A 23,050-nucleotide genomic window follows, 5' to 3' on the forward strand; every position below is an offset into this window, starting at 1 on the left:
AGGTAAGGGTGTGTTGCCGGCTAACGAGTTTCACAAGGTGAAGCGGTTGGTGAAACGTCAGCACCAAACACCCGGATGCAAGAACACCCGAACACAAGAACAAAAAGAGGCTTACCACTCCATGCGTGCAGACGATGTTCTTAGCGGGCCAGTACTCGAAACAAGAGGGCTGACCAAAGAGTTCCGCGGTTTTACCGCCGTGGATAACGTTAATCTTCAAGTGCAGGAAGGGCATATTCACGCCCTGATTGGTCCCAATGGTGCCGGAAAGACCACCGTGTTTAACCTGCTCACCAAGTTCTTGCCGCCTACTCGTGGAGAGATCCTTTATCGCGGTAAGCCAATTACCAGCAAAAAATCTAATGAGATCGCACAGCTAGGTCTCGTCCGTTCGTTTCAAATTTCGGCAGTGTTTGCCCATATGACGGCGCTGGAAAACGTTCGGGTAGCGCTACAGCGCCAATTAGGCACATCGTTCCACTTCTGGAAATCCGAGAAGTCGCTGGATCACCTCAATGAGCGTGCGTTAGAGCTGCTTGACGAGGTTGGCCTGCGTGAATACGCCGATACGTTAACGGTAGAGATGCCCTATGGGCGAAAGCGCGCACTTGAAGTTGCTACTACGTTGGCGCTTGACCCTACGATGATGCTGTTGGATGAGCCGACTCAGGGTATGGGAGCAGAGGATGTTGACCGTATCGTTGCGCTGATTAAGCGTGTCTCGAAAGGGCGCACCGTCTTAATGGTGGAGCACAACTTGAGTGTGGTTAGCCGCCTTTGTGACCGTATTACGGTACTAGCCCGCGGCGCGGTGTTGGCCGAAGGTAACTATGAAGAGGTGTCCCGCAATCCATTAGTGCGTGAGGCTTATATGGGCAGTGAAGCTGCAGAAGAGGAGGCTGCCGTATGAATACCGCTGAAGCCTATGAAGCCAACGAGTTAGCTGATTCCCAAACGCTAGAAATGCTGAGAGTGCAAGACCTACACGCTTTCTATGGTGAATCACACATTCTTCACGGCGTGAACTTTGATGTTAAGCGTGGAGAGTTAGTTACGCTGCTGGGACGCAACGGTGCGGGCCGCAGTACTACCTTGAAATCCATTATGAATATGGTAGGGCGTCGTACTGGCTCGATTGTGATTAATGGCAACGAAACGCTGAATATGAAGGCACACCATATTCCAAGGCTTGGCATTGGTTACTGCCCCGAAGAGCGCGGTATTTTTGCAAGCCTGGATGTACACGAAAATTTATTGCTTCCGCCCACGGTTCGCTCTGGCGGAATGAGCCTAGATGAAATCTACGGCATGTTTCCTAACCTTTACGAGCGTCGCAAAAGCCAGGGGACGCGGCTTTCTGGTGGTGAGCAGCAGATGCTAGCAATGGCACGCATTCTGCGCACTGGTGCGAGGCTTTTGCTACTTGATGAAATTACCGAAGGTTTAGCCCCCGTTATTGTGCAAAAACTTGGCGAAGTACTTATCCAGTTAAAAGAACGCGGTATGACCATTGTTCTGGTGGAGCAGAACTTCCGTTTTGCAGCGCCGCTGGCAGATCGTCATTTTGTCATGGATCACGGTCAGATTGTCGAAGAGATTAGTGCAGCACAGCTTCCATCACGTCGAGATCATCTCAATACCATGCTAGGGGTATAACGCTAACCTGAATCAATAAAACGAGCTTTAATAATCCAGCTTTAACAACTCAGTTTTGACAACTCAGTTTTAACAACACTAAACGCTCTATAAGCACTTCATTGGTACGTCGTAACACAACAACAAAGGCCCCGAGGGCCAGGAGACGAACATGACCTTCATGAAAAAAACGCTGACCGCCAGTATCGCTGTTGCTGCCGCCTCTACGATGGCAATCTCTACCGCTCATGCTGAAATCAGCGATGGCGAAGTTCGCATTGGTTATTTGGCCGATATGTCAGGTACTTACCGTGACTTAGCTGGCCCAGGCGGTCAAACAGCCATGGAAATGGCGGTTGCTGATTTTGGCGGTAGCGTTAATGGTTCGCCTATCGTGATTTTTAGCGCTGACGATCGTAACAGTGCTGACGTCGGTGCTAACACGGTACGTGAGTGGATCGACCAGCGTAACGTTGACATGGTGGGTGGCCTGGTGGCGTCCTCGGTGTCTATCGCAGTGACTAAAGTACTCGAAGAAAACAACGGCCTGGGCATTGTGTCGGGTTCTGCAGCATCAAGCATTACCAACGAACACTGCACGCCCAACCACATCCACTGGGTATACGACACCTACCCGCTAGCGAACGGCACTGCAAAAGCGGTTGTAGAGCAGGGCGGCGACAGCTGGTTCCTGTTAACCGCTGACTATGCGTTTGGTCATGCACTGGAAGCTGATGTGACCAATGTGGTTGAAGCCAATGGCGGTGAGATTGTTGGTGGTGTGCGTCATCCGTTCCCAACGAGCGATTTCTCCTCTTATATCCTTCAGGCTCAAGGGTCTGGTGCGAAGATTGTAGGCTTAGCGAACGCCGGTGCTGACACCGTCAATGCGATCACCACCGCTAGCCAATTTGGGCTCACTCAGAGCGGCCAGCAGTTAGCAGGTCTGTTGATTTTCCTGAACGACGTGCACGCGCTAGGTTTGGAATCCACCCAAGGTCTGCTGTTAACCACTGGCTGGTATTGGGACATGGATGAAGATTCTCGTGAGTGGTCAGAGCGCTACTTTGAAGAAGTTGGCCGTATGCCTACTATGGTTCAAGCGGGTATCTACTCAAGCACCATGCACTACCTGAAAGCCGTAGAAGCAGCGGGAACAGATGACCCTGAAGCTGTACGCGCCCAAATGGCTGATATGCCCATTGAAGACTTCTTTGCGCGTAACGGCTCCATTCGTGAAGATGGCCGCATGATTCACGACATGTATCTTGCCCAAGTGAAGACGCCGGAAGAGTCTACCGGTGAGTGGGATCTTTATGAAATCCTTAGCACCATTCCTGCCGATGAAGCCTACCGTCCGCTCTCTGATAGCCAGTGCAAGCTGGTTCAAAACTAAGAGCTTATGAAGCTAAGAGTTTATAAACATAAGCGTTTATAAACATACGATCTTAGAAACCAGGCGGTTAAATCGTCGAGTTGTTCAGGCACTGTCGGATAACTCGGCGATTCATGTAACCCGCTGGATATTATTGAAAAAGCGTTTTTGTAAGCGCTTCTAAAAATAAGCAACACGCAGGGATAGTAGCGAGCGTTACTGTCCGCTTGGCGGCGAGGAGAGTCATAAAATGACGATGATATTCGGCGTGCCATTGGCCGTTTTCATGGGCCAGCTAACGCTTGGGCTTGTGAATGGAGCCTTTTATGCACTGCTTAGTTTGGGCCTGGCGGTCATCTTCGGCCTACTGAAGATCGTCAACTTTGCCCATGGGGCGCAATACATGCTGGGAGCCTTCGCCGCACTGCTGGGCTTTCGCTATTTAGGTATCAACTATTGGCTGGCGCTATTTCTGGTGCCGCTAGTCGTCGGTGGTTTCGGCATGCTAATGGAGCGTTTTTTGCTACGACGCATTGCCCATTTAGACCATCTCTATGGGTTGCTGCTTACCTTTGGGTTGGCGCTAATTTTTGAAGGCACGCTGGTTAATTTCTTTGGTGTTTCTGGCGCGCGATACTCGACCCCAGAAGCACTTCAAGGCGGCCTGAACTTAGGCTTCATGTTCCTGCCTACCTACCGCGCTTGGGTGTTGGTAGCGGCATTGGCCATGTGTCTATTTACGTGGTTTATGATCGAGCGTACACGGTTGGGCGCTTATCTGCGGGCGGGAACTGAGAACTCCCAGCTGATGCAGGCGTTTGGGGTAAACGTACCGCTGTTGATTACCCTTACCTACGGGTTTGGCGTAGCGCTAGCCGCCTTTGCAGGCGTGTTGGCAGCACCGCTGTATCCTGTTTCACCTACGATGGGGTCAAGCCTGCTGATAGTGGTGTTTGCGGTGGTCGTCATCGGTGGTATGGGATCTATTCTGGGAGCGATACTCACCGGTCTGGGTATGGGCATCATCGAAGGCTTAACCAAAGTGTATTACCCCGAAGCCTCCAATACCGTGATCTTCCTGGTGATGATATTGGTGCTCATGTTACGCCCCGCTGGGCTGTTCGGTAAGGAGGCATAACCATGGCAGACTCTCAAGCACTCAATGCACCATCAGCCGTACAAGAACGACAGAAACGGGCCAGAATGCGTCGCAATATGTTCTATCTTGCGCTCTTGGCCGTTGGGTTAGTCGCTCCTTTTTTGGCTTACCCCGTCTTCCTGATGAAAATTCTTTGCTTCGCGCTCTTTGCCTGCGCCTTTAATCTGTTGTTGGGCTACGCGGGGTTGCTCTCGTTCGGTCACGCAGCATTTTTAGCCACCGGCGGTTATGTTACCGGCTATTTATTGGCAAGCTATCCAGGCTTAACGCCGGAAATGGGGATTATCGCAGGTACTTTAATGGCAACCCTGTTGGGAGGGCTGTTTGGGGTACTTTCGATCCGACGTCAGGGCATTTACTTTGCCATGGTGACGCTCGCCCTTGCTCAGCTAATGTTCTTCGTCTTTGTCCAGTCGTCGTTCACTGGTGGTGAAGATGGCTTGCACGGTGTGCCACGCGGTGACCTGTTTGGGATGATCAGCCTGAACAGTAACTTGGCGATGTATTACTTTGTGTTTGCGATATTTATATTTGGCTTCGCAGTGATTCAGCGTACCGTGCATTCGCCCTTTGGGCAGGTGCTCAAAGCGATTCGTGAAAATGAACCGCGCGCTATTTCACTGGGCTACAACGTAGATGCCTACAAGCTGCTGGCGTTTGTGCTTTCTGCGGCGTTGGCCGGGTTGGCTGGTTCTACTAAAACCGTTGTGTTCCAGCTGGCGTCGTTAACCGATGCGCACTGGCATATGTCAGGTGAAGTTATCTTAATGACGCTGCTGGGTGGGGTAGGCACACTGCTTGGCCCCCTTATGGGTGCAGGTATAGTTGTTAGTCTACAACACATCTTGGCACAGTCGCCGTTGGGTAACTGGGTGAGCGTCATTCTGGGTATTATCTTTGTTGTCTGCGTACTTAGCTTTCGCAGTGGCATTGTGGGGGAACTCGCTAAGATGTACCGCAAAAACTTTAAATAACCGGTTCTGTCCGTTGTTTGGGTGCCTCAGGGCACCCTTTTTTCTGCTCAAATCACGGCTCTACGCCAAAGGTAGTGGGGTAAGCGGTTGCACCTGTTAGGGTAAGAATATAAGTTAACGTAAACGTCAACATCACCATTAAAGACAATCGCCAATAACGTCAATGACTAACAAAGATAATAGCAAACGCTAAGCTACTCAGCCTGATCGCAGGCTGTCCAGCTAAGCATGCTGCGGAGATTCGCCATGAATTTTGAGTTAAGTGAAGACCAGGTTGCTTTTTCCGATATGGCCCGGGCATTCGCCCAGAATGAGTTAGAGCCCCACGCTGCGCAGTGGGACGCTGAATCCTTCTTTCCTGTGGATGTCATCCGCAAAGCCGGTGAATTAGGTTTTTGTTCACTGTATGCACCAGAGAGCGTTGGCGGGCTTGGTCTTTCCCGTTTGGATGCCAGCATTATTTTTGAGCAGCTTTCCATGGGTTGTACCTCAACCACTGCCTATCTCACTATTCATAACATGGTGACGTGGATGCTGGCCGACTTCGGTACGCCGGAAGCAGTGGAGCAGTGGGGCGAAAAGCTCGCCACAGGCGAGTTGCTGGGCTCTTACTGCTTAACTGAACCTAACTCAGGCTCGGATGCGGCCTCGCTTAAAACCACGGCCAAGCGTGATGGCGATGACTACGTACTCAACGGCAGCAAGATGTTTATCTCTGGCGCTGGTAGCACCGACTTTTTAGTGGTGATGGCGCGCACTGGGGGCGAAGGCCCCAGCGGTGTTTCTGCCTTCGCGGTTGATGCTAAAGCAAGCGGCATTAGTTACGGCCGTAAAGAAGACAAAATGGGTTGGAACAGCCAGCCAACCCGTATGATTACTTTTGAAGATGTACGCGTGCCTGCCAACCACCTGCTAGGTAACGAAGGCGACGGCTTCAAGATTGCTATGAAGGGTTTGGATGGCGGACGTATCAACATCGCCACCTGCTCAATCGGCACCGCCCAGCAGGCGATCAATAAAGCCCGTGACTATATGCTGGAGCGCAAGCAGTTTGGTAAGCGCCTGGCAGACTTCCAAGCGCTTCAGTTCCGTATGGCGGATATGGTTACTGAGCTTGTGGCGGCTCGTCAGTTAGTGCGTATGGCAGCCACAAAGCTGGATGCTGGCCATCCCGATGCGACTACCTATTGCGCCATGGCTAAGCGCTTTGCAACTGATGTCGGCTTCAAGGTGTGTGATGAGGCGCTTCAGCTCTATGGTGGCAACGGCTACATTAAGGAGTACCCGATGGAGCGCTATGTGCGTGACACCCGTGTACACCGTATTCTGGAAGGCACTAACGAAATCATGCGACTGATTATTTCTCGCCGCGTGCTATCTGATGGCGCTTCTGAGCTGTAGCCAACCACAAGGACAATGGAATGAGTAGCGTACTGTTTGCTGAACACGCCACCCAAGATGGCCATGTTATTGGCGAGATCACGCTTAACGCCGAGCGTTCGCTGAATGCCCTGACGTTAGAGATGATTGAAGAGATTCTGCCGCGTTTGAAAGCGTGGCAAACCGACGAGCGCGTTGTCGCTGTTCTGTTGGATAGCGCCGGTGAAAAAGCGTTTTGCGCAGGGGGCGACGTTGTCAATTTGTATAAAGCGATCAAAGGAGACGGAGAGCCAGATTTCCCTGAGCGCTTTTTTGAACACGAGTACCGCCTGGATTATCTGCTTCACACCTATCCCAAGCCGGTTATTTGCTGGGGCAGCGGCATTGTGATGGGCGGTGGAATGGGGCTGCTTAGCGGTAGCAGCCACCGAATTGTGACAGAAACGTCTCGACTGGCGATGCCAGAAGTGACCATTGGCCTATACCCAGACGTTGGCGCAAGCTGGTTTTTAAACCGCCTGCCGAATGGCACCGGACGCTTTCTAGCCATGACCGGTAGCCAAATTAACGCACCGGATGCCGTCCATCTTGGCCTTGCGGACCGCGCGATTGCTAGCCATTACCGCGCAGATCTGGCTCAAAAATTGATGGATGCCGCCTGGGGAGAAGGAAAGCAAACCGATGCTCATGGTGTGGTAAACAGTGTATTGCGCGAATTTGAACAAGCGTCTCAAGAGGTATTTGCCGAGCTGGAGTCGCCGGTTCACAAATCTGCAGCCTTGATTCGTGAGCTAATGGATCATGACACGGTTGAGCAAGTTGTAGATGCTGTGCTGGCGGTCAACAGCGACGACAAATGGTTCAGTAAAGCGCAGAAAACGCTTTCCCACGGTAGCCCCGTATCAGTGAAGCTAATTGATGAGCAGCTAAAGCGCGCCAAGCACATGTCGTTGGCTGAGGTGTTTCAGTTTGAGCTGGCGCTTTCAGTGCAGTGTTGCCGTCATCAGGAATTCCCCGAAGGCGTGCGTGCGCTGTTAGTCGATAAAGATGGCCAGCCTGCCTGGAAATACCCAGATGTCGCGTCAGTAGAACAGACCTTTATTGAAGAGCTGCTGGCTTCGCCGTGGGAAAAGAGTCCTCTGGCGGATCTTCACTAATCCGTTTCCTAGTCAATTTTCGAATAAGGACAACAAAGATGACCACTGTCGCGTTTATCGGTTTAGGCAATATGGGCGGCCCCATGGCGGCCAACTTGGCGAAAGCGGGCTTTAACGTTCGCGCATTCGACCTTTCTGAACAAGCGCTGGAAACAGCGAAATCTCAAGGCTGTGAAGTGGCGGCTTCTGCTCAGGCAGCGGCCACCGACGCAGATTTTATTATTTCCATGCTGCCCGCAGGCAAGCACGTACGTGGGCTGTATGTAGACGGTGACCAACCGCTGTTTGATGTCATTAAAAAGAGCGCTTTGGTGATTGACTGCTCGACCATTGATGCAGATACCGCCCGCAGCGTTGCTGCCGCTGGCGCTGAAAAAGGCGTTGGCTTTGTCGACGCGCCTGTATCCGGCGGGGTAGGCGGAGCACAAGCGGGCACGCTGACCTTTATTGTTGGCGGTAGCACCGCACAATTTGAACAGGCCAAGCCCGTGCTTGAGGTGATGGGTAAGAATATCTTCCACGCTGGCGACCATGGCGCAGGGCAGGTGGCGAAAGTATGCAACAACATGCTGCTTTCCATCCTGATGGCGGGCACCTGCGAAGCGATCAATATGGGCGTTAAAAACGGCCTGGACCCTGCAGTATTGTCCGAAATTATGAAACAAAGCTCTGGGGGGAACTGGGCGCTTAACGTTTACAACCCTTATCCCGGCGTGATGGAAAATGCCCCTGCCTCGAAAGGCTATCAAGGCGGCTTCCAGGTAGATCTGATGATTAAAGACCTGGGCCTCGCCATGGATGTTAGCCAACAAAGCGCCTCACCGGTGCCCATGGGTTCGGCGGCACGTTCGCTATTCACCCTGCATAAAGCAGGTGGCAACGGCAAACTCGACTTCTCCAGCCTGCTGACGTTCTATCAAGATAAGGCGTGAGAAGTAAGGAGTTGGCGTGAGGAGTGTGAAATAGTTGTGGTTTTGTAGGGCGTGGTAAGCGAAGCGCACCCGCAAAGCAGCGTGCAGTGCTGCCGGGGTTGGTGGGTACGGCACACCCCTGGCAGCGCAGCGGGCAACTGAATAGTGTGGGAGGGCGCTTTAGCGCGCGATGCTTCAGCCACTAAGTTTTCCTAAAACGCCGCCTCCAATTTAGCTAACTCACTATTAAGCTTCGTCAACTCCCTACACGCCAACCCATGCCGCTCGGCGCTTTCAATCAACGGCCCTAAAATCGCCCCACGTTCGGTGGGGCGTTTAGCTTCAACGTCCTGCAGCATCGACGCCTTATTGTTAGCAGTGTTTTCTACGACCTGCCATACCAACGCCAACCACGCGTCTTCGCCTTTGCCACCAGCCGGTGGTGCAATGCTTTCCTGCTCTAAAATCGCCGCGGCCTCCGCTATCACCGCTTCTACACGAACCGCATACGCGTCGCTGCGCAGTTCCCCATTACGCACCCCGTTGAGCGCTACCAGTGGGTTAATCGCTGCATTCACCGCCAATTTTTGCCACAAGCGTTGGCGTATATCACTCACCGCTGTTGCGGCAAAATTTGCCTGGGTGAGTGCCTGCGTCATTACTTCCGCCAGTTCACCGTGTTGATTGTTGAGATCGCCAATAAAGGTCGGCCCCCGACCGGCGTGAACCACGCCATCACTGCCAGTTAAGTAAGCGCCTTGGGTCGTCGTTGCACACAGCACTGGCCCTGGCCACCTATCAGTCAGCCGTGGCTGCGCCAAAAAACCGTTCTGCCACAGCACCAGCGGGATAGTGGGCGGAATCATATCAGCAATGCTGGCAAGCGCTGTCTCAGCGGCCATGGCTTTGGTGGTGATGTGTACACACCCAGGTGAAGGGAGCGGGTGAGAGGCCAGCTCCGCAACCGTAACGGTTGCCAGCCGCTGAGTTCGCTCTTCACCCTCTGGTGTTGTTAGGCGTTGGTGTTCAGGCAGCGTACGTCGGCCAATCAATGTGGCGTCAGTGAAGGGGGAAAGCGAATGCGCCAACAGGCGACCAATGGCCCCAGGGCCAAGTATCCAATGGGAAGTCATCGTTGATTTTTAGCCATCAGTAGCGGTGTTACCGCCAAGCTTACCGTGTTCCGCATAAGGAAATGAAGGAGAGGTGAGCAGCAGCTTCACTGCATCGGCTTTTTTGTTTTGGTGATAGAAGAAGCTAAAAGGCGTTATGAGCGAACAGGCTCTAGACGTGGCAGAAGACCGCAAGGCGCGGCTAATGACTAATGACGGGCAGAAGGATTATCTGCTAGCGTTAAGGCTAAGAAGATTTTGTGCAAGAGGCTGAGTCACGCAATAGGGAAGAGTGAGAGCACGTGTGAAATGGTGCATGTAATGTTGGCTTTCGACCCTGAGCGGCCATGCCGATCAAAGCGACGATCACGTTCTTTGAGTATATGGGGTATTCACAATGATTGGTGTTATGGGCTTAAAGGTGGCGGAAGATGATAATAATTAAGTCTCAAGTAATAGCTATTGTATTCGTTGTATTAATGGCATTTTCTATCCATGCTCAAGCCGCCGACGAGGACTACGTCCGATCAAACTTTGCAGCCGATTATGCACAGTGTTGGAGTTACTACACAATTACTTCTGAAGGCGTACGTCGCGGCGGGCAGAGCGACTTGGCCGAGCAATTCACTGCTCTTGCGAATGAAGCATTCCTAAAGGGGGTTACCCTTAGTAATATTGAGGTTACAAAGGCTAGGGCGGAGATGGCACGCATCCAGCAGTTTGATGAAATGCGTCGTGATTTTTCAAATCTTGAAATCCTATTTGTAAAGTATAATCAACTTTGTAATGGATTAATGACTGATCCAATAAGTCGTGAAGAGTATTGGAGGCGTAGCGATCAGTAATGTCCGTTAGAAAAAGTGGCGAATAACTCTAGATCAAACAAGCGCACTATCGACCCAAAGCGGCTATTCTTGGAAATTCAGTAGGAACGCGAATTTTAACTATACGGCCTAATGGAAGTTATTAGACCAAAAAATCATAGGCTTAGGGTGGGGGCTCGCAGGCTGAATTTTGCCGGAAGAAGTGCCAGCACGTTCATTCAATCATAGAATGCGCTGTATAATACGGTGTTAACAGGAAACTTATGCACATCCTTGATCAGTTAATGAAAAGTGTAGTTCGCATTGAGGCGAAAATGGGGAATGGCCAGATTTCAACCGGCTCTGGCTTCGCTTACCGGTTTGCTGTAAGGGAGGACGGCTCTCATGTGCCTGCAATAGTGACTAACAAGCACGTCATAGATGGAGCAATTGAAATATCCTTTCCAGTAAGCACTGCAGACAGGCAAGGAAATCTGACAGGCAAGTTTGAAAATATTCAATATTCAATTGACGGAAGCAATGTTCTTCTTCACCCCGATGATAGTGTAGATCTATGCGCGATATTATCAGCACCGATATACAATCACTTTAAGGGGAGAAATCTTCAGCCGGCAATTTACAGCTTTGATAAGAATATATCCACAATAGAGTCGGAGTTCAGTGAACTTCTCCCGATGGAAGAAGTTACGATGATTGGCTACCCGAACGGTATATGGGATAGCGCTAATAATGGTTCTATTGCCAGAAGAGGAATTATCGCCACAATTCCGGGTGACGACTATCTGGGTAAAAAGCAGTTTGTAGTGGACATGGCCTGTTTTCCAGGATCTAGCGGAAGCCCAGTATTCTTAGCGAATTTTGGCAGTTACGTCGACCGCAACGGTAATTTAGCTGTGGGTTCAAGAGTGAAGCTACTTGGAGTTTTATACGCAGGGCCACAGCATAGAGCAAATGGCGAAATTGTTGTAGTTCCGATTCCCACAAGTAGCAGACCCATCGCCGAGACATCCATACCCAACAATTTGGGATACGTCATAAAATCGCTAGAACTTGAGCCACTTGAAGCTATGGCAGATAAGCTGTTAACAAGCGAATTCAGCGAATCCGCTAATGCTGGCCACTGATTCGAGCGTTATGTTTTTTTGAGTAGGAGAGCCGTATGGCGGTCAATCTGAAAAATGTCAGGATCGTGAACTGTGGTACTGGAATCAGCGCACCTGCGGATGCTCCAATTACAGCTGATGGGCTCAATATTGAAGGATGCGAGCGTGCCATCGACCTTCGTGATCCACCATCGCTCATGCAACAGTTGGGACTAGCTGAAGGAACTCCTCCCAAAGACCTTCTCGCAGTATTGGAAGCCATAAACAAACCGGACTTGAGTCAAGATGATGTCATTCGAGAAGTGAGCTCATCGAAACTCCGTAGTTGGCTGGGAGTAGGTTCCGATATCACAACTGTCTCTGCTGGCATCTTCCAGTTGTACCAAAGCGGTCTAGTGCAGAGTGTTTTGACCTTACTGCCGAAATAAAACATAACCAAGAGGTCAACCGGACGCCAAAAGCGTACCGCTTTTGGTTCCCTCCGCTGCGCTCCGGCGCTGGTTACTATCAGCGTTAACTTGAGCCAGAATCAGTGACAAGAGACAAGCGAGAATAAGCATTATATGAATTACATCTTTCTCGATACATGTGTTTTGCTGGATGTTTCTACGAAAAGAAGTGATCTCCCTCTAGTGTCTGCACTAGAGGAGCTTGTGAGTTCGAACAGCGTAAAATTAGTCTTGGCTGACCTGGTTATTGAGGAGTATGAGCGAAATAAGGAGAGTGTGGCGAAGAAAACTGCACAACGACTGTCTCAAGAGTTTAAGCAGGTCAAGGCTGTGGTAAATGAGTTTGCTGGTGAAAAGCAAGGAGCGACCATAGACGTTTTAAATGATATCAATGCAAGACTGCCCCTTTTAACCGAGGCAAATTACGCAACTATCTATAGAGTTGAAAGACTAATTGAATCGGCAGTGGTAACTCCAGTTAGTGAGCGTTCAAAAATCGCTGCCGTTCAACGAGGACTAGAAAAAAGAGCACCGTTTCATATAAGCAAAAACTCTGTTGCAGATGCTGTCATCATTGAGCAGTTTTTCGAGTTTATGAGTAGCCTAAATCGTAGCTGTTATACTTGCATTTTTGTTACCCATAACCATAACGACTTTTCCTCGAAAGATCATCGAAAACCGCATTCGGATTTTGACGAGATATTTTCATTTTCGAACTCTTTCTATTTCAATAATCTAGCTCCAGCTATTGACCACATTGATCCTGATTTGCTTGCCGAAGTCGAGTTTGAACATGATTTTTCAGAAGAAACCAGAGGGTTGAGAGAAATATTAGACTCCATGGATGAGCTGGTCGATAAGGTTTGGTACAACCGTCATCAAAACCGTATATGGCTCATCGAAAACGGTGAAATTGAAATCGTAGCTGAAGGAACTGAGCGCTATGGCTCAGATGTAATTCATGAGCATATCCTCCAAGGTGCTATTAAATCAGCTGAATGCATTGAAGAGACGTATGAAGATACAGGCCCATGGAGTGACTTTGAGTGGGGAATGATCAACGGGAAGTTATCAGCGCTGCGTTGGGTTCTAGGTGACGAATGGGATATGTTGGACACCTAAGTTAACAAAGCATTTTACCGGACGAGCCGATGAATGCGGCGTTAGTTGCCAAAACGAGGTTTATATGTCTAACGAACAAAAATGCGATAGCCGGAATATTCCGCTCCCAATCCAACGTGATGTAAGGCAGCGATGTGGATTTGGGTGTGTGATGTGCGGCATGCCGTTGTATGAATATGAGCACATGGAAGAGTGGGCTAAGGTTCAAAGGCACGTCGCAGATGAAATCACATTGCTCTGTGATCAACACCATAGGGAGAAAACCGGCGGATTACTTCCAAAGGAGGTTGTACGAGAGGCAAACAGTAATCCATATAACCTGAGAGAAGGTGTATCAAAGCCTTATGATCTCTATTTTTCAGGTCGCGAGGCGTGCATTGAAATCGGTGGCAATAGTTTTACGTGTGCAGACCAAGGATATGGAACCGCGATGGCACCAATTAGCGTCGACGGAACTCCGCTAATTGGTCTTATCTTGGCTGATGGTCATTTCTTGCTTAACGTGGTGATTTTTGATGAGTTCAATACACCTGTCCTGCACATAAAAAACAATCAGCTTTTTTATTCAGTCGAGCCTTGGGATATTCAGTTGGTTGGGACTACTTTAACCGTTAGAGAGGCACACCGGAAAATTCTTATAGAATTTGATTTTCAGCCCCCAAACAAAGTGGTTATCAACCGAGGTCGCTTTCTTCGAAATGGCGTTGAGATACTGGTTCGACCGACCAACATCCTTGTCACCAACAATGCCACTGTTTTGAGCGGATGCCATGCACATAACTGCTATGGTGGATTGATCATTGGCCACCATGAAAAGCCGATTGGTGGGTTTATGAGATTAAATGGCATTTCTCGATACTTGGGTGATAGAAAGGAAGCTTTCAAGTTTGAAAAAGAGTGCAAAGAGAAAGATCAGTTTCTTGCCGAGGCAAGCAACTAACCAGTGGGTGAAGCTTACCAGTACTACACTGCGCTCCGCACCGGCAGCTTACCCAAGGCGTTATATCAGAGATGCCTAAAGGGCAGCAATTGGCCGATAGCGGCCAAGCCAACTTTGGTGATGCAGAGTTGCATATCCGAGAATAATGGCACTGAATGCATCTGTTGCCAGGGAGAGAATTGCTTAGCCTGTGCTGTTTAGGTGTGTTGTTATTATCTGTATCAACCTGATGGTCGAGAGGAAATTGAACTGACGTCTGATAGCGCCATCGAAGGAAATATCAGATAAAGGTAGGCTTTTGCTGACTAGCTATTACTACCCGTTCTTGCAGGATGGGGTCTTCGCGGAGAACTTTATGGACTACGAACATGCAATTGTGAAATTCGAAGACGGGATTGGCACCCTGTTCTGCAACGGCTGCGGCATTATCATCGCTGAGGGTGCTCAGCATGAGGATAGAGAGCACTACTGTACCATGTGCATGAGCGGCAATTGCAAAGCAAAATTCAAGGACGGAAACTGACATTCCCAGCCCGCCACGCTCCGCGTTTTAGGGAAGGGGGCGTGGAATAGATGTTGTGAACATCATTAATCTGAAAACTCTTTAATATCCGCTCTTGGCCGGGTAACGACGGCCCAGGATAGGCCGTCACTTCTGTCTGTTCTGCCATTTCCAACGCATCATCGACCTCTATTCCTAGATACCTGACGGTGCTTTCCAGCTTCGTGTGACCCAGGAGCAGTTGCACTGCCCTTAAATTTTTCGTTCTACGGTATATCAGCGTCGCTTTGGTGCGGCGCATCGTGTGCGTACCATACCGTTTGGAGTCTCACGCTGCCTGTCCAATCGGCGCGACCGAGGAGCCGGAACGCTCTAACGGAGACTGGGTAGGCGTCGAGGTTTGTAAGGGAAGTGGAGCCGGCCGGCCGCACGGTGTAGCGGCATCGCGGGTTCAGTGTGTGCGGTATCAAACATACAATGACCGTGAATGGGTCCAGTATGTTTTACACGGTTATAGCTATCGTGCCCAGTACCGAATGATGGCTCTGTGTCAGAAACCGGTACCCCGGCGATAGGTTGCGAACCCGAAGGTTGGAGGTCGAGCCTCTTACGGAGTCCATACATGAATCTAGAAGTACTGCACCAAGAAACAACCGGTGATCCCCGAGCGTTACAGCGAGCACTGTCCGCTTATCGTGCACCGCGCCTCGCCCGCAGCGTCTTCGAACTGCTCGTTACGGTGATCCCGTTCGGCCTTTTCTGGTTTTTGACTTGGGCAAGCGTGAGTGCCGGCTACTGGCTCGGCCTGTTGCTGGTGATACCTGCCGCTGGATTTCTCGTGCGGCTGTTCATGATCCAGCATGACTGCGGTCACGGCTCCTTCTTTCCGTCCCGGCGCGCCAACGATTGGTTGGGACGGGCTCTGGGGGTGTTGACGCTCACGCCCTACGACCTCTGGCGCCACACCCACGCCCTTCATCACGCGCACTCAGGCAATCTGGATCGCGCTGACGAGGGGAGCATCGACACCTTGAGCGTGCGTGAATACCAGGCCCTGCCGCGGCTGCAGCGGCTGCGGTACCGGCTATACCGCCACCCGCTAATCCTGTTCGGCCTGGGTCCAGTCTATCTGTTCATGTTGCAGAACCGCGTCCCCGTCGGATTCATGCGCGCGGGATGGATGCCGTGGCTGAGCACCATGGGGTCGAATGCGGCTATCGTGCTGGTTGTCATTGCGATGATGTCGCTGGTGGGGGCGGGAACCTTTCTTCTGGTGCACCTGCCGATCGCGGTGCTGGCTTCTTCCATCGGCGTCTGGCTGTTCTATGTTCAGCACCAGTTCGAGAATACGCGCTGGGCGCACGACGAGGAGTGGTCGTTCCGCGAAGCGGCGCTCTATGGGAGCTCCTACTATGATCTTCCGGCGCCGTTGCGCTGGATCACCGCGAATATCGGGGTACACCACGTCCATCATCTCGCCAACCGCATTCCGTTCTACCGGTTGCCTGAGGTGCTGGCGGATTTCCCACAGCTTCGCGAGATCAGTCGTCTCACGCTCAAGCAAAGCCTCGAGTGCCCCCGGCTTGCCCTGTGGGACGAGGAGCGGCAGCGCCTAGTCGCCTTCGACCACGCGAACGCGGAGACGCCTCCGGTACGCGCGTGAGCACATAACCTGACTGAAGAATTAGTTCTAACCGCTTCAGGAAACCATGCGTTTGGCAACGAGGTCGTCCATGTTTTTACTCACCGACGAAACCGACTAATACCTCTGGATCGCCGAGGACCACGACCCGGACGTCCTCTACAATTTAGGCGAGGTCTCCACAATCCCTCGCCAGTGGCGCTGGTTCTGCCGTTTAACGTCGCTTCACTGCCACGAGTGATGCGCCGCCCTTGTTCACGCACTCCAGGAGAGATCCAATGTACCTGTCTTACGCGCAAGCGATACTGATCGGTGTCGGCCTCTGCACCGCTGGAACCACCCTCGCGCAGACGCCAGCGTCTCCGGCGTCGACGGTTCAGGAGGTTGAGTCTGAGGAGCTTTTCCCTCTGGTCCCCAGTGAAAGCACGTTCGAGGTGGTGGACGGAGACGGCGAGGGACGGCAGGTCGTGATGGAACTGAGTTCCGTAGACGGTGAGGGCCGCTGGGAAGTTCGATTTGGCGACTACAACATCTTCCATCTATCCAAGCTCCGGGATGGCAGCGTGCTGCTCACCGGTCTGGACGTGCTCACGCAAGGTCAGACCGTGCAGTACGAGCCGCCCGTGGTACTGCTACCCAACAGGATAGTGCCCGACCGGACATGGAGCGCCTCTGGTAGGGCGACGGTCGTTAACATAGAGACGGGAGAGGTCGAGCACACGGGTGAGTACCAGCACCACGTCATGCCCATCACTCGAGAGCGGTATGTGACTCCGGCAGGTGATTACGAAGGTTTCCTGGTGCCACTCGAGCAGACCATCGATCTTGAGGCTCAGGCGGTGATCCGGTTGTCGCTCGATCTCGGCTTCTTCCCCGGCAAAGGTCTGGTGAAACGTTCGATGAAGTTCGTCGTCGACAAGCCCTTGTTCTTCGGCTCGACCACACGGCGCACAGCAGAGCTCGTACGTTAGGGCCAGGTTTTGGGAGATCAGTCAGGGATTACCAGCCATTAACCACAGGTTGTAGGGGAGTCTTCTGAAGCACCCGGACGATTGGCTTAGATTTTCTCGTTCTAACGTAAGCAGGTGGAAAAAATACCTTCCTGATTAAGCATACGGTTCAGCTATTTTCAGGAACCGGCACGGAATCGGTGGGGTTCTCGCCGCCACCGTGAGAAAGCGCGGAATCATGGTCTTGAGGTCATAGCGCCGATTGAAAAGGCTGAGCCCTTGAGTGCTGAATTCGACACCCCAGCATCGTGGCGTGGTGTCTGCCCTTGGTAGTGTTTCTTTTCCTGTTTGGGTCACAATGTAAAGAAAACCAAGGTTTCTTTTCGATGGGGCGTATGGTTAGCCAGGGCTTGACAACTAAGAGTTCTAGGAACGTGACACTTACAAAGTTTTCTCATGGCCGAATGAAGAACGTTATTCTGCTCTGATGGTATGTATAACGCTCCTTTTATGCACCAGAGGGGCACCTTGCATTTAATAATTCAGTTTTTCTTGATATAGGGGAGGTTTATGCAAGATATAACCCAACTTGAGGTTGGCATGAACACAAAGATTGGTACGGATCAGGTTAAGGAGCCTGAGGTGGGCATGGAGTATGTGCGGGCGCTCGACACCAATACTTGGCTCCTGTTTACCGAAGACCCAGCCGAGGATCGAACAGTTGTTGTTCGCATTGATCGCATCGAGGGTGATGTGTGCCACTGCACGGTTACTAGAAAGCTAAGTTGATAGCTGTTCTAATTTTTATTCCCGCTCGCTACTTAGTTGACTAGGCCAGCGTGCGGTTCGACGCAATGACGTCGGTTCTTGGCGGCGATACAATCTTGGCTCATATTAACGATTGGCCGCCCGTCATTTGAAAGCGTACGGCGCTCAAACGCGGTTCTCTTCATGCTGTCATTATATTAACTATTTTGAATTGACCGCTTCTTGGCCGGACAACGACGGCCCGAAATAGGCAGTCGTTTATCCTTATCACACTTCTGTCTGTTCTGCCATTTCCAACGCGTCATCTACCTTTATCCCTAGATATCTGACGGTGCTTTCCAGCTTCGTGTGGCCCAAGAGCAGCTGAACTGTCCTTAAGTTTTTCGTGCGACGGTATATCAGCGATGCTCGGTTATTTCGAACTGGACAGGTCGATGCGTTTTTTGCTGCATCACGATGGCTCGTGGGGATATGCACGCACCATGGGCTATATCCCATACTCGTAAATTGACGAGGTCGCAGCCTCGTAATTTGCTATCGATGGCTAAATTGAAGAGGGCGAGATCTCTCGTCTTTTTGGCAAGCTGTAGGCGCACACGAATGGCCCAGATATCTCGAAGGCGCAGAGGTGCCTTCTGCCCAACCAACTTGCCTTTATTCCAAGGTGTAAAGGAGATTTGAGTCGAAAAGTTCATGGCATGGTCCTCCATCGGGTGGAGGTCAAAGAATGGCTCAATTCACGCTCATCATGTGCTAAGGTTAATTCATAGTCAGGGCTCGACCCAAAGCGGCCATCTCGACAAAGATAGCAAGTATCCCGGTCCGGGTTATACCGCATGCACTATGATTGGCATTATGCTGTCTAGTTATATTTAACATTGCGGCAGGAGGCGGAGTAGTATATTTCAGAAAACCAATTGGATGGTCGGAGAAAAGATGAGCAAGGCGAGAAACATTTCTAATTTGTTAGGGCGTGCTATTTATGGGCTCATCAGCTTGAGCCTAGGTATTATCAGCCTCACGATGATGGGCGTTGCCCTATGGGATATATGGATCTCGATACATGAAAGAACCTTGCTTATTGCAGCTCTTCTTAATGCCATCGGTTTGATCGTGATTGGAATAGCTGTCTTTGATGTATCAAAGTTTTTTTTGGAAGAAGAAGTTTTTAGCAGCAGCGCTACAAAGTCGCCCGCAAAACAGAGAGAGGCTTTATTAAAGTTTTTTGTCATAATTGCCATTGCCATAAGCCTGGAAGCTCTAGTCTTCGTGTTTAAATCAGGAACAGAAGATATTACTACGCTGATCTATCCCACTTTCTTGTTGATTTCAGCTGTTCTGGTAGTAGTCGGTCTTGGTGTATATCAAAGATTGACTCGTGATGATGACAAATAAGTGGGAACTCTAGCCGGCTATTCGTCGTTCTTGTAGATTTTTCTGTTTCAGCGCAAGGCCCACCAAGCGCTCTCGATGTGCCTTACGTTGAACGTTAAAGCGGCGGATTAAACTTGGCACTGTATAGGTACTATCTGAACTTCTGCTTCTTGGCCGGATGCTGACCAAAGCGCTGGTAACAAGCCTATAACGCCTCTTAACCAACCAAAACCTGGGCACCATGCAGCGAACCACCCATATGAATGATTTCAACATCAAAGTATTAACCCCCGATGATTGGGCGCTGTACAAGTCAGTTAGGCTAGAATCGCTCAATGATTCTCCCGATTCGTTTGGGTCTACTTACGAGCAGGAATCGATATTGTCGAATTCTGATTGGCAGGCACGCTTGGATCTTAACGCGCGGAAGCTTGATGCTTTGCCGTTGGTTGCAGAGCAGGGTAGCCGGGCGATGTGGCTTGATACATGCGCCAGAGGTGAAAATCGCTCACATCTATCAAATGTGGGTCACGCCTGCGGCAAGAGGGGAAGGTATTGCCAAGGCGCTTCTGGGTGAAATCAGTACCTGGGCGTTAGATAAAGAGTGTGAGTGTCTCGCGCTTGACGTTACAACCAGCAATGAGGCGGCAGTTTGCTTTTATCGGTCGTCTGGGTTTATGGCGACGGGGCAGCCGGGGCCGCTTCAAAGGGATTCTTTTCTTATGATGCAGCCTATGGTGATGACGTTACACCGTGTTTCAGAAAGTACTTTTTAAAAATATTAGACGCAAAAATAGCGCTTAAAACAGGCGTTTATAACGTATTGTTTAGTAGAGATTTATTAATTTATTAAACGCCGTTAAGCACCTTTTTGGCACTCTCTTTTAATCTTTAGTTCTTATTTTTTAAATTAAACAGTACTACGTTCGCCAGCGCACAGTGACGGCGTCTTTTAAGGTCCATCCTGAGGTTAAGCGGGACAAAGGAAGTGTCTAAACAAGGACGTTGCGCTATGCGCTGCCAGGAAGGCAGCGCCACTATGATTCTATTAGTTTGGTGTCGCAAGGGGTGCGACACCCTTTTTAGTGATTTCACTGGTTAAAGTTTAGCGGTAGATTGTTATATTAAAAGAATTATTTTGCTTCTTTGTTAAGCAATAAATATTTCTCGGATTATATAGCCACAGCCTGTGCTTAAAAATTCATAATATTACGTTCGCCAGCGCACAGTGAATGCATATTTTAAGGTTCATCCTAACGGTGAGCGTGGCAAAGGAAGTGCCTAAACAAGGACGTTGCGCCATGCGCTGCAAGGGATGCAGCGCGCTTTACTTGTCGTATTTGAAACTTTGCTATTACCTTCCTTTTCTTCTTGCAGGCTGTCCTTGTTGTTAGGGGCGGTCGCTTTATAGTGATTTCAACACGCAATCTTTACCCTTGGCCGATCAGATGCCGTCATGATGGTTTAACAGCATTTACTACACATAGTGAGCCACCATGCCGGGCGTGCCTGAAGGGTATTTACGAGTAGAGGGTCGCAGAAGTCTGCATTAAGTCGATCCAATGTAAGGAACATGTTATGAAAATTATCTTTGCCCTAACGCTCGGAACGATAGCCATGCTCTTGGCAGTCACCGCTCAAGATTCACTTATTGCTCGACTCTTACTTGCCTCTGTGGGCCTTGCGCTCTATGCAGTGGCGCTGATTCCAGTGGCTGTTGGCAGCGAACAGAAGGCATCGAGGGCTCGCAAGCTGAACGTATCAATCGTTGGAATGATGAGCGGTCTTCTCTACAGGAAGCAACTAGAATTCCTGAAGGAACCGTTCTGAATATGCTTTCCACTGCAAGCCGTATCTATAAGCAGTATGCGCCGTACTACGCTGGTCAAGGAGGCCTTATGCCGAGAACTTCAAGTAGCCAAGATCGACTAACTGATTTGAAAGAGTTTGGGTCGGACCCTGGGGCGTTGCAGGCGGATACCTATATTCCAAAGAACTTCTCTAAGAATGGGCCGCTTGTGGTTGTTCTTCATGGCAGCACCCAGTCAGCGGAAAGTTATGATCTCGGGTCAGGCTGGTCGGCGCTCGCGGATGAATGCGGGATAGCACTTTTATATCCTGGGCAAAGGAAAAGCAATAATCCGATTAGTAGCTTTAATTGGTTCAGTTCTGGCGACAGCCGCCGCGGTAAAGGCGAGCCACTGTCTATTCGTCATATGATTGAGCAGGTGGTGAAGGATCATGATATTGATCCTACGCGGGTCTTTATTACCGGGATGTCTTCAGGCGGGGCAATGACATCGGTCATGCTGGCGACTTATCCCGAAGTGTTTGCGGGCGGCGCGATTATCGCAGGGCTACCTTACCGCAGCGCTGATAACCTGATGGAAGCGGTTGTTCGTATGAAGGGATATGGCGGCCCTTCAGATAGCAAGCTCGACGCGCTGGTGCGCGGAGCCTCGACATATGAGGGTCCTTGGCCAACGATTTCGGTCTGGCATGGCGGTAGCGATTCGACTGTCGATCAGGCTAATGCTGACTCCATTGTTCGCCAATGGCAGCAAGTTCATAACGTTGAAGGATCGCCGACAAGGGTGGAGCAGGTCGATGGTTTTCCCCGCCAGGTTTGGTGCAACACAGACGGAAAAGAAGTGATTGAAGAGTACATCATCGAAGGAATGGGCCATGGCACGCCAATTATGGCTGGCGGCGACGAAGGCCTTGGTGAAGAAGACAAGTATATGCTTGAAGTCGGTATTTCTTCGACCCGTCACATAGCGCACTTTTGGGCGCTTACCTAGTGCATAACAGTAGCCATTAAGCCAAGTAAAGCAGTTCTGAGGATGATGCGCGACGAAGCGTAAACGTCTGAATAAACCCCACCTTGTCGCGCATCGCGCTAAACGATCTCTCCACTAATTAAACGGGCAAGTCGTCAACGGTATCGACTACGGCAGCATACAGGTCTCGTGTTGAGGCTAGTGCTCCCTCATGAACCGCTTGAGCTGATAATATCTTGCCTTGGTCAGCCTGTAGCGAGCGGGTAGCCGTCGCGCTAGCAACCACTGTGACTTCAAACCCAAGATTAAATGCCCCGTGGGCGGTGGAGTTGACACACATATGGGTCATGAAACCAGCTAGCACCAGTTTATTGCAGCCGCTCTTTTTCAACTGCGCTTCAAGTTCAGTCTGAACGAAGGCGTTGGGGAACGCTTTAGTAATCACCGGCTCGCCAGCGATTGGCTTCACTATATCCGCTATCTGCCCAATGGGCGCCTTGGTATCGTAAGGCGACCCTTCTCCACTATCATGCTGAATATGAATGATCGGAATGCCTGCGTCGCGCGCTTTTTCGAGGAGTTTTTTGGCCTCTACCAAGGCTTCTTCCACGCCTTCTAACTGCATGACACCTTCCCGGTAGGTGTTTTGGCAGTCGATAAGGATTAATGCAGACTCGGAAAGCTTGCTAGGGGAGAGTTCAAGCCCCGAAAGCTCACGTAGCGTGACAGATGTGCTCATTAATAACTCCTAAATACTATTGATTAATTATTGTTCAAAAAGCAAAGGCGTCACTGGGCTGCGCCAAGTATGTTGACCAGCGTGAATGACGCAGAACACAGCGTACATGAGTCGTTATTCAATATCGCTACTGATAGTTGATGAAAACAGAGGT

25 protein-coding genes and 1 pseudogene are annotated in these 23,050 nt (G+C 50.5%); 21 read left to right on the forward strand and 5 right to left on the reverse strand.

From position 1 onward, the window contains the following. The first annotated feature begins 121 nt into the window (after positions 1–121). From M0220_RS15390 to mmsB, 8 genes are all read left to right on the forward strand, one after another. Positions 122–910 carry an ABC transporter ATP-binding protein gene (locus M0220_RS15390; RefSeq protein ID WP_030072544.1) on the forward strand — a complete coding sequence of 263 codons (789 nt, stop codon included), beginning with the start codon at positions 122–124 and terminating at the stop codon, positions 908–910. After that, positions 907–1,656, forward strand: coding sequence for an ABC transporter ATP-binding protein (locus M0220_RS15395; protein ID WP_030072546.1), 750 nt, complete (start codon positions 907–909; stop codon positions 1,654–1,656). Before M0220_RS15390 ends, M0220_RS15395 begins: the two co-directional genes overlap by 4 nt. 151 nt (positions 1,657–1,807) lie before the next feature. Further along, a complete protein-coding gene (locus M0220_RS15400; protein ID WP_030072547.1) occupies positions 1,808–3,031 on the forward strand; it encodes an ABC transporter substrate-binding protein in 1,224 nt (407 codons plus the stop codon). Between the two features lie 229 nt (positions 3,032–3,260). Next, on the forward strand, positions 3,261–4,148 hold the full coding sequence (locus M0220_RS15405; protein WP_009724569.1) for a branched-chain amino acid ABC transporter permease: 888 nt from the start codon (positions 3,261–3,263) through the stop codon (positions 4,146–4,148). A 2-nt stretch (positions 4,149–4,150) separates the two neighbouring features. Next, entirely contained in the window at positions 4,151–5,143 is a 993-nt protein-coding gene (locus M0220_RS15410) for a branched-chain amino acid ABC transporter permease (RefSeq protein WP_030072550.1), read from the forward strand. Positions 5,144–5,389: 246 nt separating this feature from the next. Continuing rightward, complete coding sequence (locus tag M0220_RS15415; RefSeq protein WP_264018140.1) at positions 5,390–6,544, forward strand: acyl-CoA dehydrogenase family protein; 1,155 nt, start codon at positions 5,390–5,392, stop codon at positions 6,542–6,544. Between the two features lie 20 nt (positions 6,545–6,564). Beyond that, the gene (locus M0220_RS15420; protein ID WP_264018141.1) at positions 6,565–7,680 is read left to right on the forward strand and encodes an enoyl-CoA hydratase/isomerase family protein; all 1,116 of its coding nucleotides are present in this window, start codon (positions 6,565–6,567) and stop codon (positions 7,678–7,680) included. 38 nt (positions 7,681–7,718) lie between these two features. After that, the gene (mmsB, locus tag M0220_RS15425; RefSeq protein ID WP_264018142.1) at positions 7,719–8,612 is read left to right on the forward strand and encodes a 3-hydroxyisobutyrate dehydrogenase; all 894 of its coding nucleotides are present in this window, start codon (positions 7,719–7,721) and stop codon (positions 8,610–8,612) included. Positions 8,613–8,803: 191 nt separating this feature from the next. On the opposite strand, the gene M0220_RS15430 is transcribed toward mmsB, so the two are convergent. Then, the gene (locus M0220_RS15430; protein WP_264018144.1) at positions 8,804–9,724 is read right to left on the reverse strand and encodes a ketopantoate reductase family protein; all 921 of its coding nucleotides are present in this window, start codon (positions 9,722–9,724) and stop codon (positions 8,804–8,806) included. Positions 9,725–10,134: 410 nt separating this feature from the next. On the opposite strand from M0220_RS15430, the gene M0220_RS15435 reads away from it, so the two are divergent. The 6 genes from M0220_RS15435 (at position 10,135) to M0220_RS15460 (ending at position 14,664) form a co-directional block, all read left to right on the forward strand. Further along, positions 10,135–10,548: a hypothetical protein gene (locus M0220_RS15435; RefSeq protein ID WP_264018145.1), complete on the forward strand. Its 414-nt coding sequence runs from the start codon at positions 10,135–10,137 to the stop codon at positions 10,546–10,548. Between the two features lie 242 nt (positions 10,549–10,790). After that, on the forward strand, positions 10,791–11,651 hold the full coding sequence (locus tag M0220_RS15440; protein WP_136938102.1) for a S1 family peptidase: 861 nt from the start codon (positions 10,791–10,793) through the stop codon (positions 11,649–11,651). Between the two features lie 35 nt (positions 11,652–11,686). Further along, a complete protein-coding gene (locus M0220_RS15445) occupies positions 11,687–12,058 on the forward strand; it encodes a hypothetical protein (RefSeq protein ID WP_136938103.1) in 372 nt (123 codons plus the stop codon). A gap of 135 nt (positions 12,059–12,193) precedes the next feature. Continuing rightward, positions 12,194–13,201: a PIN domain-containing protein gene (locus tag M0220_RS15450; protein ID WP_264018146.1), complete on the forward strand. Its 1,008-nt coding sequence runs from the start codon at positions 12,194–12,196 to the stop codon at positions 13,199–13,201. Positions 13,202–13,265: 64 nt separating this feature from the next. After that, positions 13,266–14,141, forward strand: coding sequence for a hypothetical protein (locus tag M0220_RS15455; RefSeq protein ID WP_264018148.1), 876 nt, complete (start codon positions 13,266–13,268; stop codon positions 14,139–14,141). A 355-nt stretch (positions 14,142–14,496) separates the two neighbouring features. Next, a complete protein-coding gene (locus M0220_RS15460; protein WP_198036709.1) occupies positions 14,497–14,664 on the forward strand; it encodes a hypothetical protein in 168 nt (55 codons plus the stop codon). Here M0220_RS15460 and M0220_RS17460 read toward each other — a convergent pair. After that, positions 14,648–14,944 carry a hypothetical protein gene (locus M0220_RS17460; protein WP_449768893.1) on the reverse strand — a complete coding sequence of 99 codons (297 nt, stop codon included), beginning with the start codon at positions 14,942–14,944 and terminating at the stop codon, positions 14,648–14,650. The two genes, M0220_RS15460 and M0220_RS17460, sit on opposite strands and share 17 nt — an antisense overlap. 321 nt (positions 14,945–15,265) lie before the next feature. Here M0220_RS17460 and M0220_RS15470 point away from each other — a divergent pair, with 321 nt between their 5' ends. Further along, positions 15,266–16,306 (forward strand): fatty acid desaturase, encoded by a 1,041-nt coding sequence (locus tag M0220_RS15470; protein WP_264018151.1) that lies wholly within the window; start codon positions 15,266–15,268, stop codon positions 16,304–16,306. Positions 16,307–16,563: 257 nt separating this feature from the next. Further along, a complete protein-coding gene (locus tag M0220_RS15475) occupies positions 16,564–17,256 on the forward strand; it encodes a hypothetical protein (protein ID WP_264018155.1) in 693 nt (230 codons plus the stop codon). Positions 17,257–17,391: 135 nt separating this feature from the next. Here M0220_RS15475 and M0220_RS15480 read toward each other — a convergent pair. Continuing rightward, positions 17,392–17,502: pseudogene (locus tag M0220_RS15480) on the reverse strand (IS1595 family transposase); the annotation flags it as partial. Between the two features lie 303 nt (positions 17,503–17,805). Here M0220_RS15480 and M0220_RS15485 point away from each other — a divergent pair. Further along, the gene (locus M0220_RS15485; protein ID WP_264018156.1) at positions 17,806–18,024 is read left to right on the forward strand and encodes a hypothetical protein; all 219 of its coding nucleotides are present in this window, start codon (positions 17,806–17,808) and stop codon (positions 18,022–18,024) included. Between the two features lie 377 nt (positions 18,025–18,401). Here the strand turns inward: M0220_RS15485 and M0220_RS15490 are convergent, their stop codons facing one another. Beyond that, positions 18,402–18,698: a hypothetical protein gene (locus M0220_RS15490; RefSeq protein ID WP_449768894.1), complete on the reverse strand. Its 297-nt coding sequence runs from the start codon at positions 18,696–18,698 to the stop codon at positions 18,402–18,404. A 241-nt stretch (positions 18,699–18,939) separates the two neighbouring features. Between M0220_RS15490 and M0220_RS15495 the strand changes: the two genes are divergently transcribed. The 4 genes from M0220_RS15495 to M0220_RS15510 all read left to right on the forward strand — a co-directional run bounded on the left by M0220_RS15495 (position 18,940) and on the right by M0220_RS15510 (position 22,178). Next, positions 18,940–19,398: a general glycosylation pathway protein gene (locus tag M0220_RS15495; RefSeq protein ID WP_264018157.1), complete on the forward strand. Its 459-nt coding sequence runs from the start codon at positions 18,940–18,942 to the stop codon at positions 19,396–19,398. 413 nt (positions 19,399–19,811) lie between these two features. Further along, a complete protein-coding gene (locus M0220_RS17445; protein WP_404813837.1) occupies positions 19,812–20,153 on the forward strand; it encodes a GNAT family N-acetyltransferase in 342 nt (113 codons plus the stop codon). Positions 20,154–20,955: 802 nt separating this feature from the next. After that, the gene (locus M0220_RS15505; RefSeq protein WP_264018159.1) at positions 20,956–21,207 is read left to right on the forward strand and encodes a hypothetical protein; all 252 of its coding nucleotides are present in this window, start codon (positions 20,956–20,958) and stop codon (positions 21,205–21,207) included. Between the two features lie 68 nt (positions 21,208–21,275). Further along, positions 21,276–22,178, forward strand: coding sequence for an extracellular catalytic domain type 1 short-chain-length polyhydroxyalkanoate depolymerase (locus M0220_RS15510; RefSeq protein ID WP_264018160.1), 903 nt, complete (start codon positions 21,276–21,278; stop codon positions 22,176–22,178). A gap of 118 nt (positions 22,179–22,296) precedes the next feature. Here M0220_RS15510 and M0220_RS15515 read toward each other — a convergent pair whose 3' ends face one another. Beyond that, the gene (locus M0220_RS15515; protein ID WP_030072575.1) at positions 22,297–22,896 is read right to left on the reverse strand and encodes a cysteine hydrolase family protein; all 600 of its coding nucleotides are present in this window, start codon (positions 22,894–22,896) and stop codon (positions 22,297–22,299) included. Positions 22,897–23,050: the final 154 nt, after the last annotated feature.

Origin of the sequence: Halomonas qinghailakensis (assembly GCF_025820815.1) — a bacterium.
In the GTDB taxonomy this organism is placed as follows: Bacteria; Pseudomonadota; Gammaproteobacteria; order Pseudomonadales; family Halomonadaceae; genus Vreelandella; species Vreelandella qaidamensis.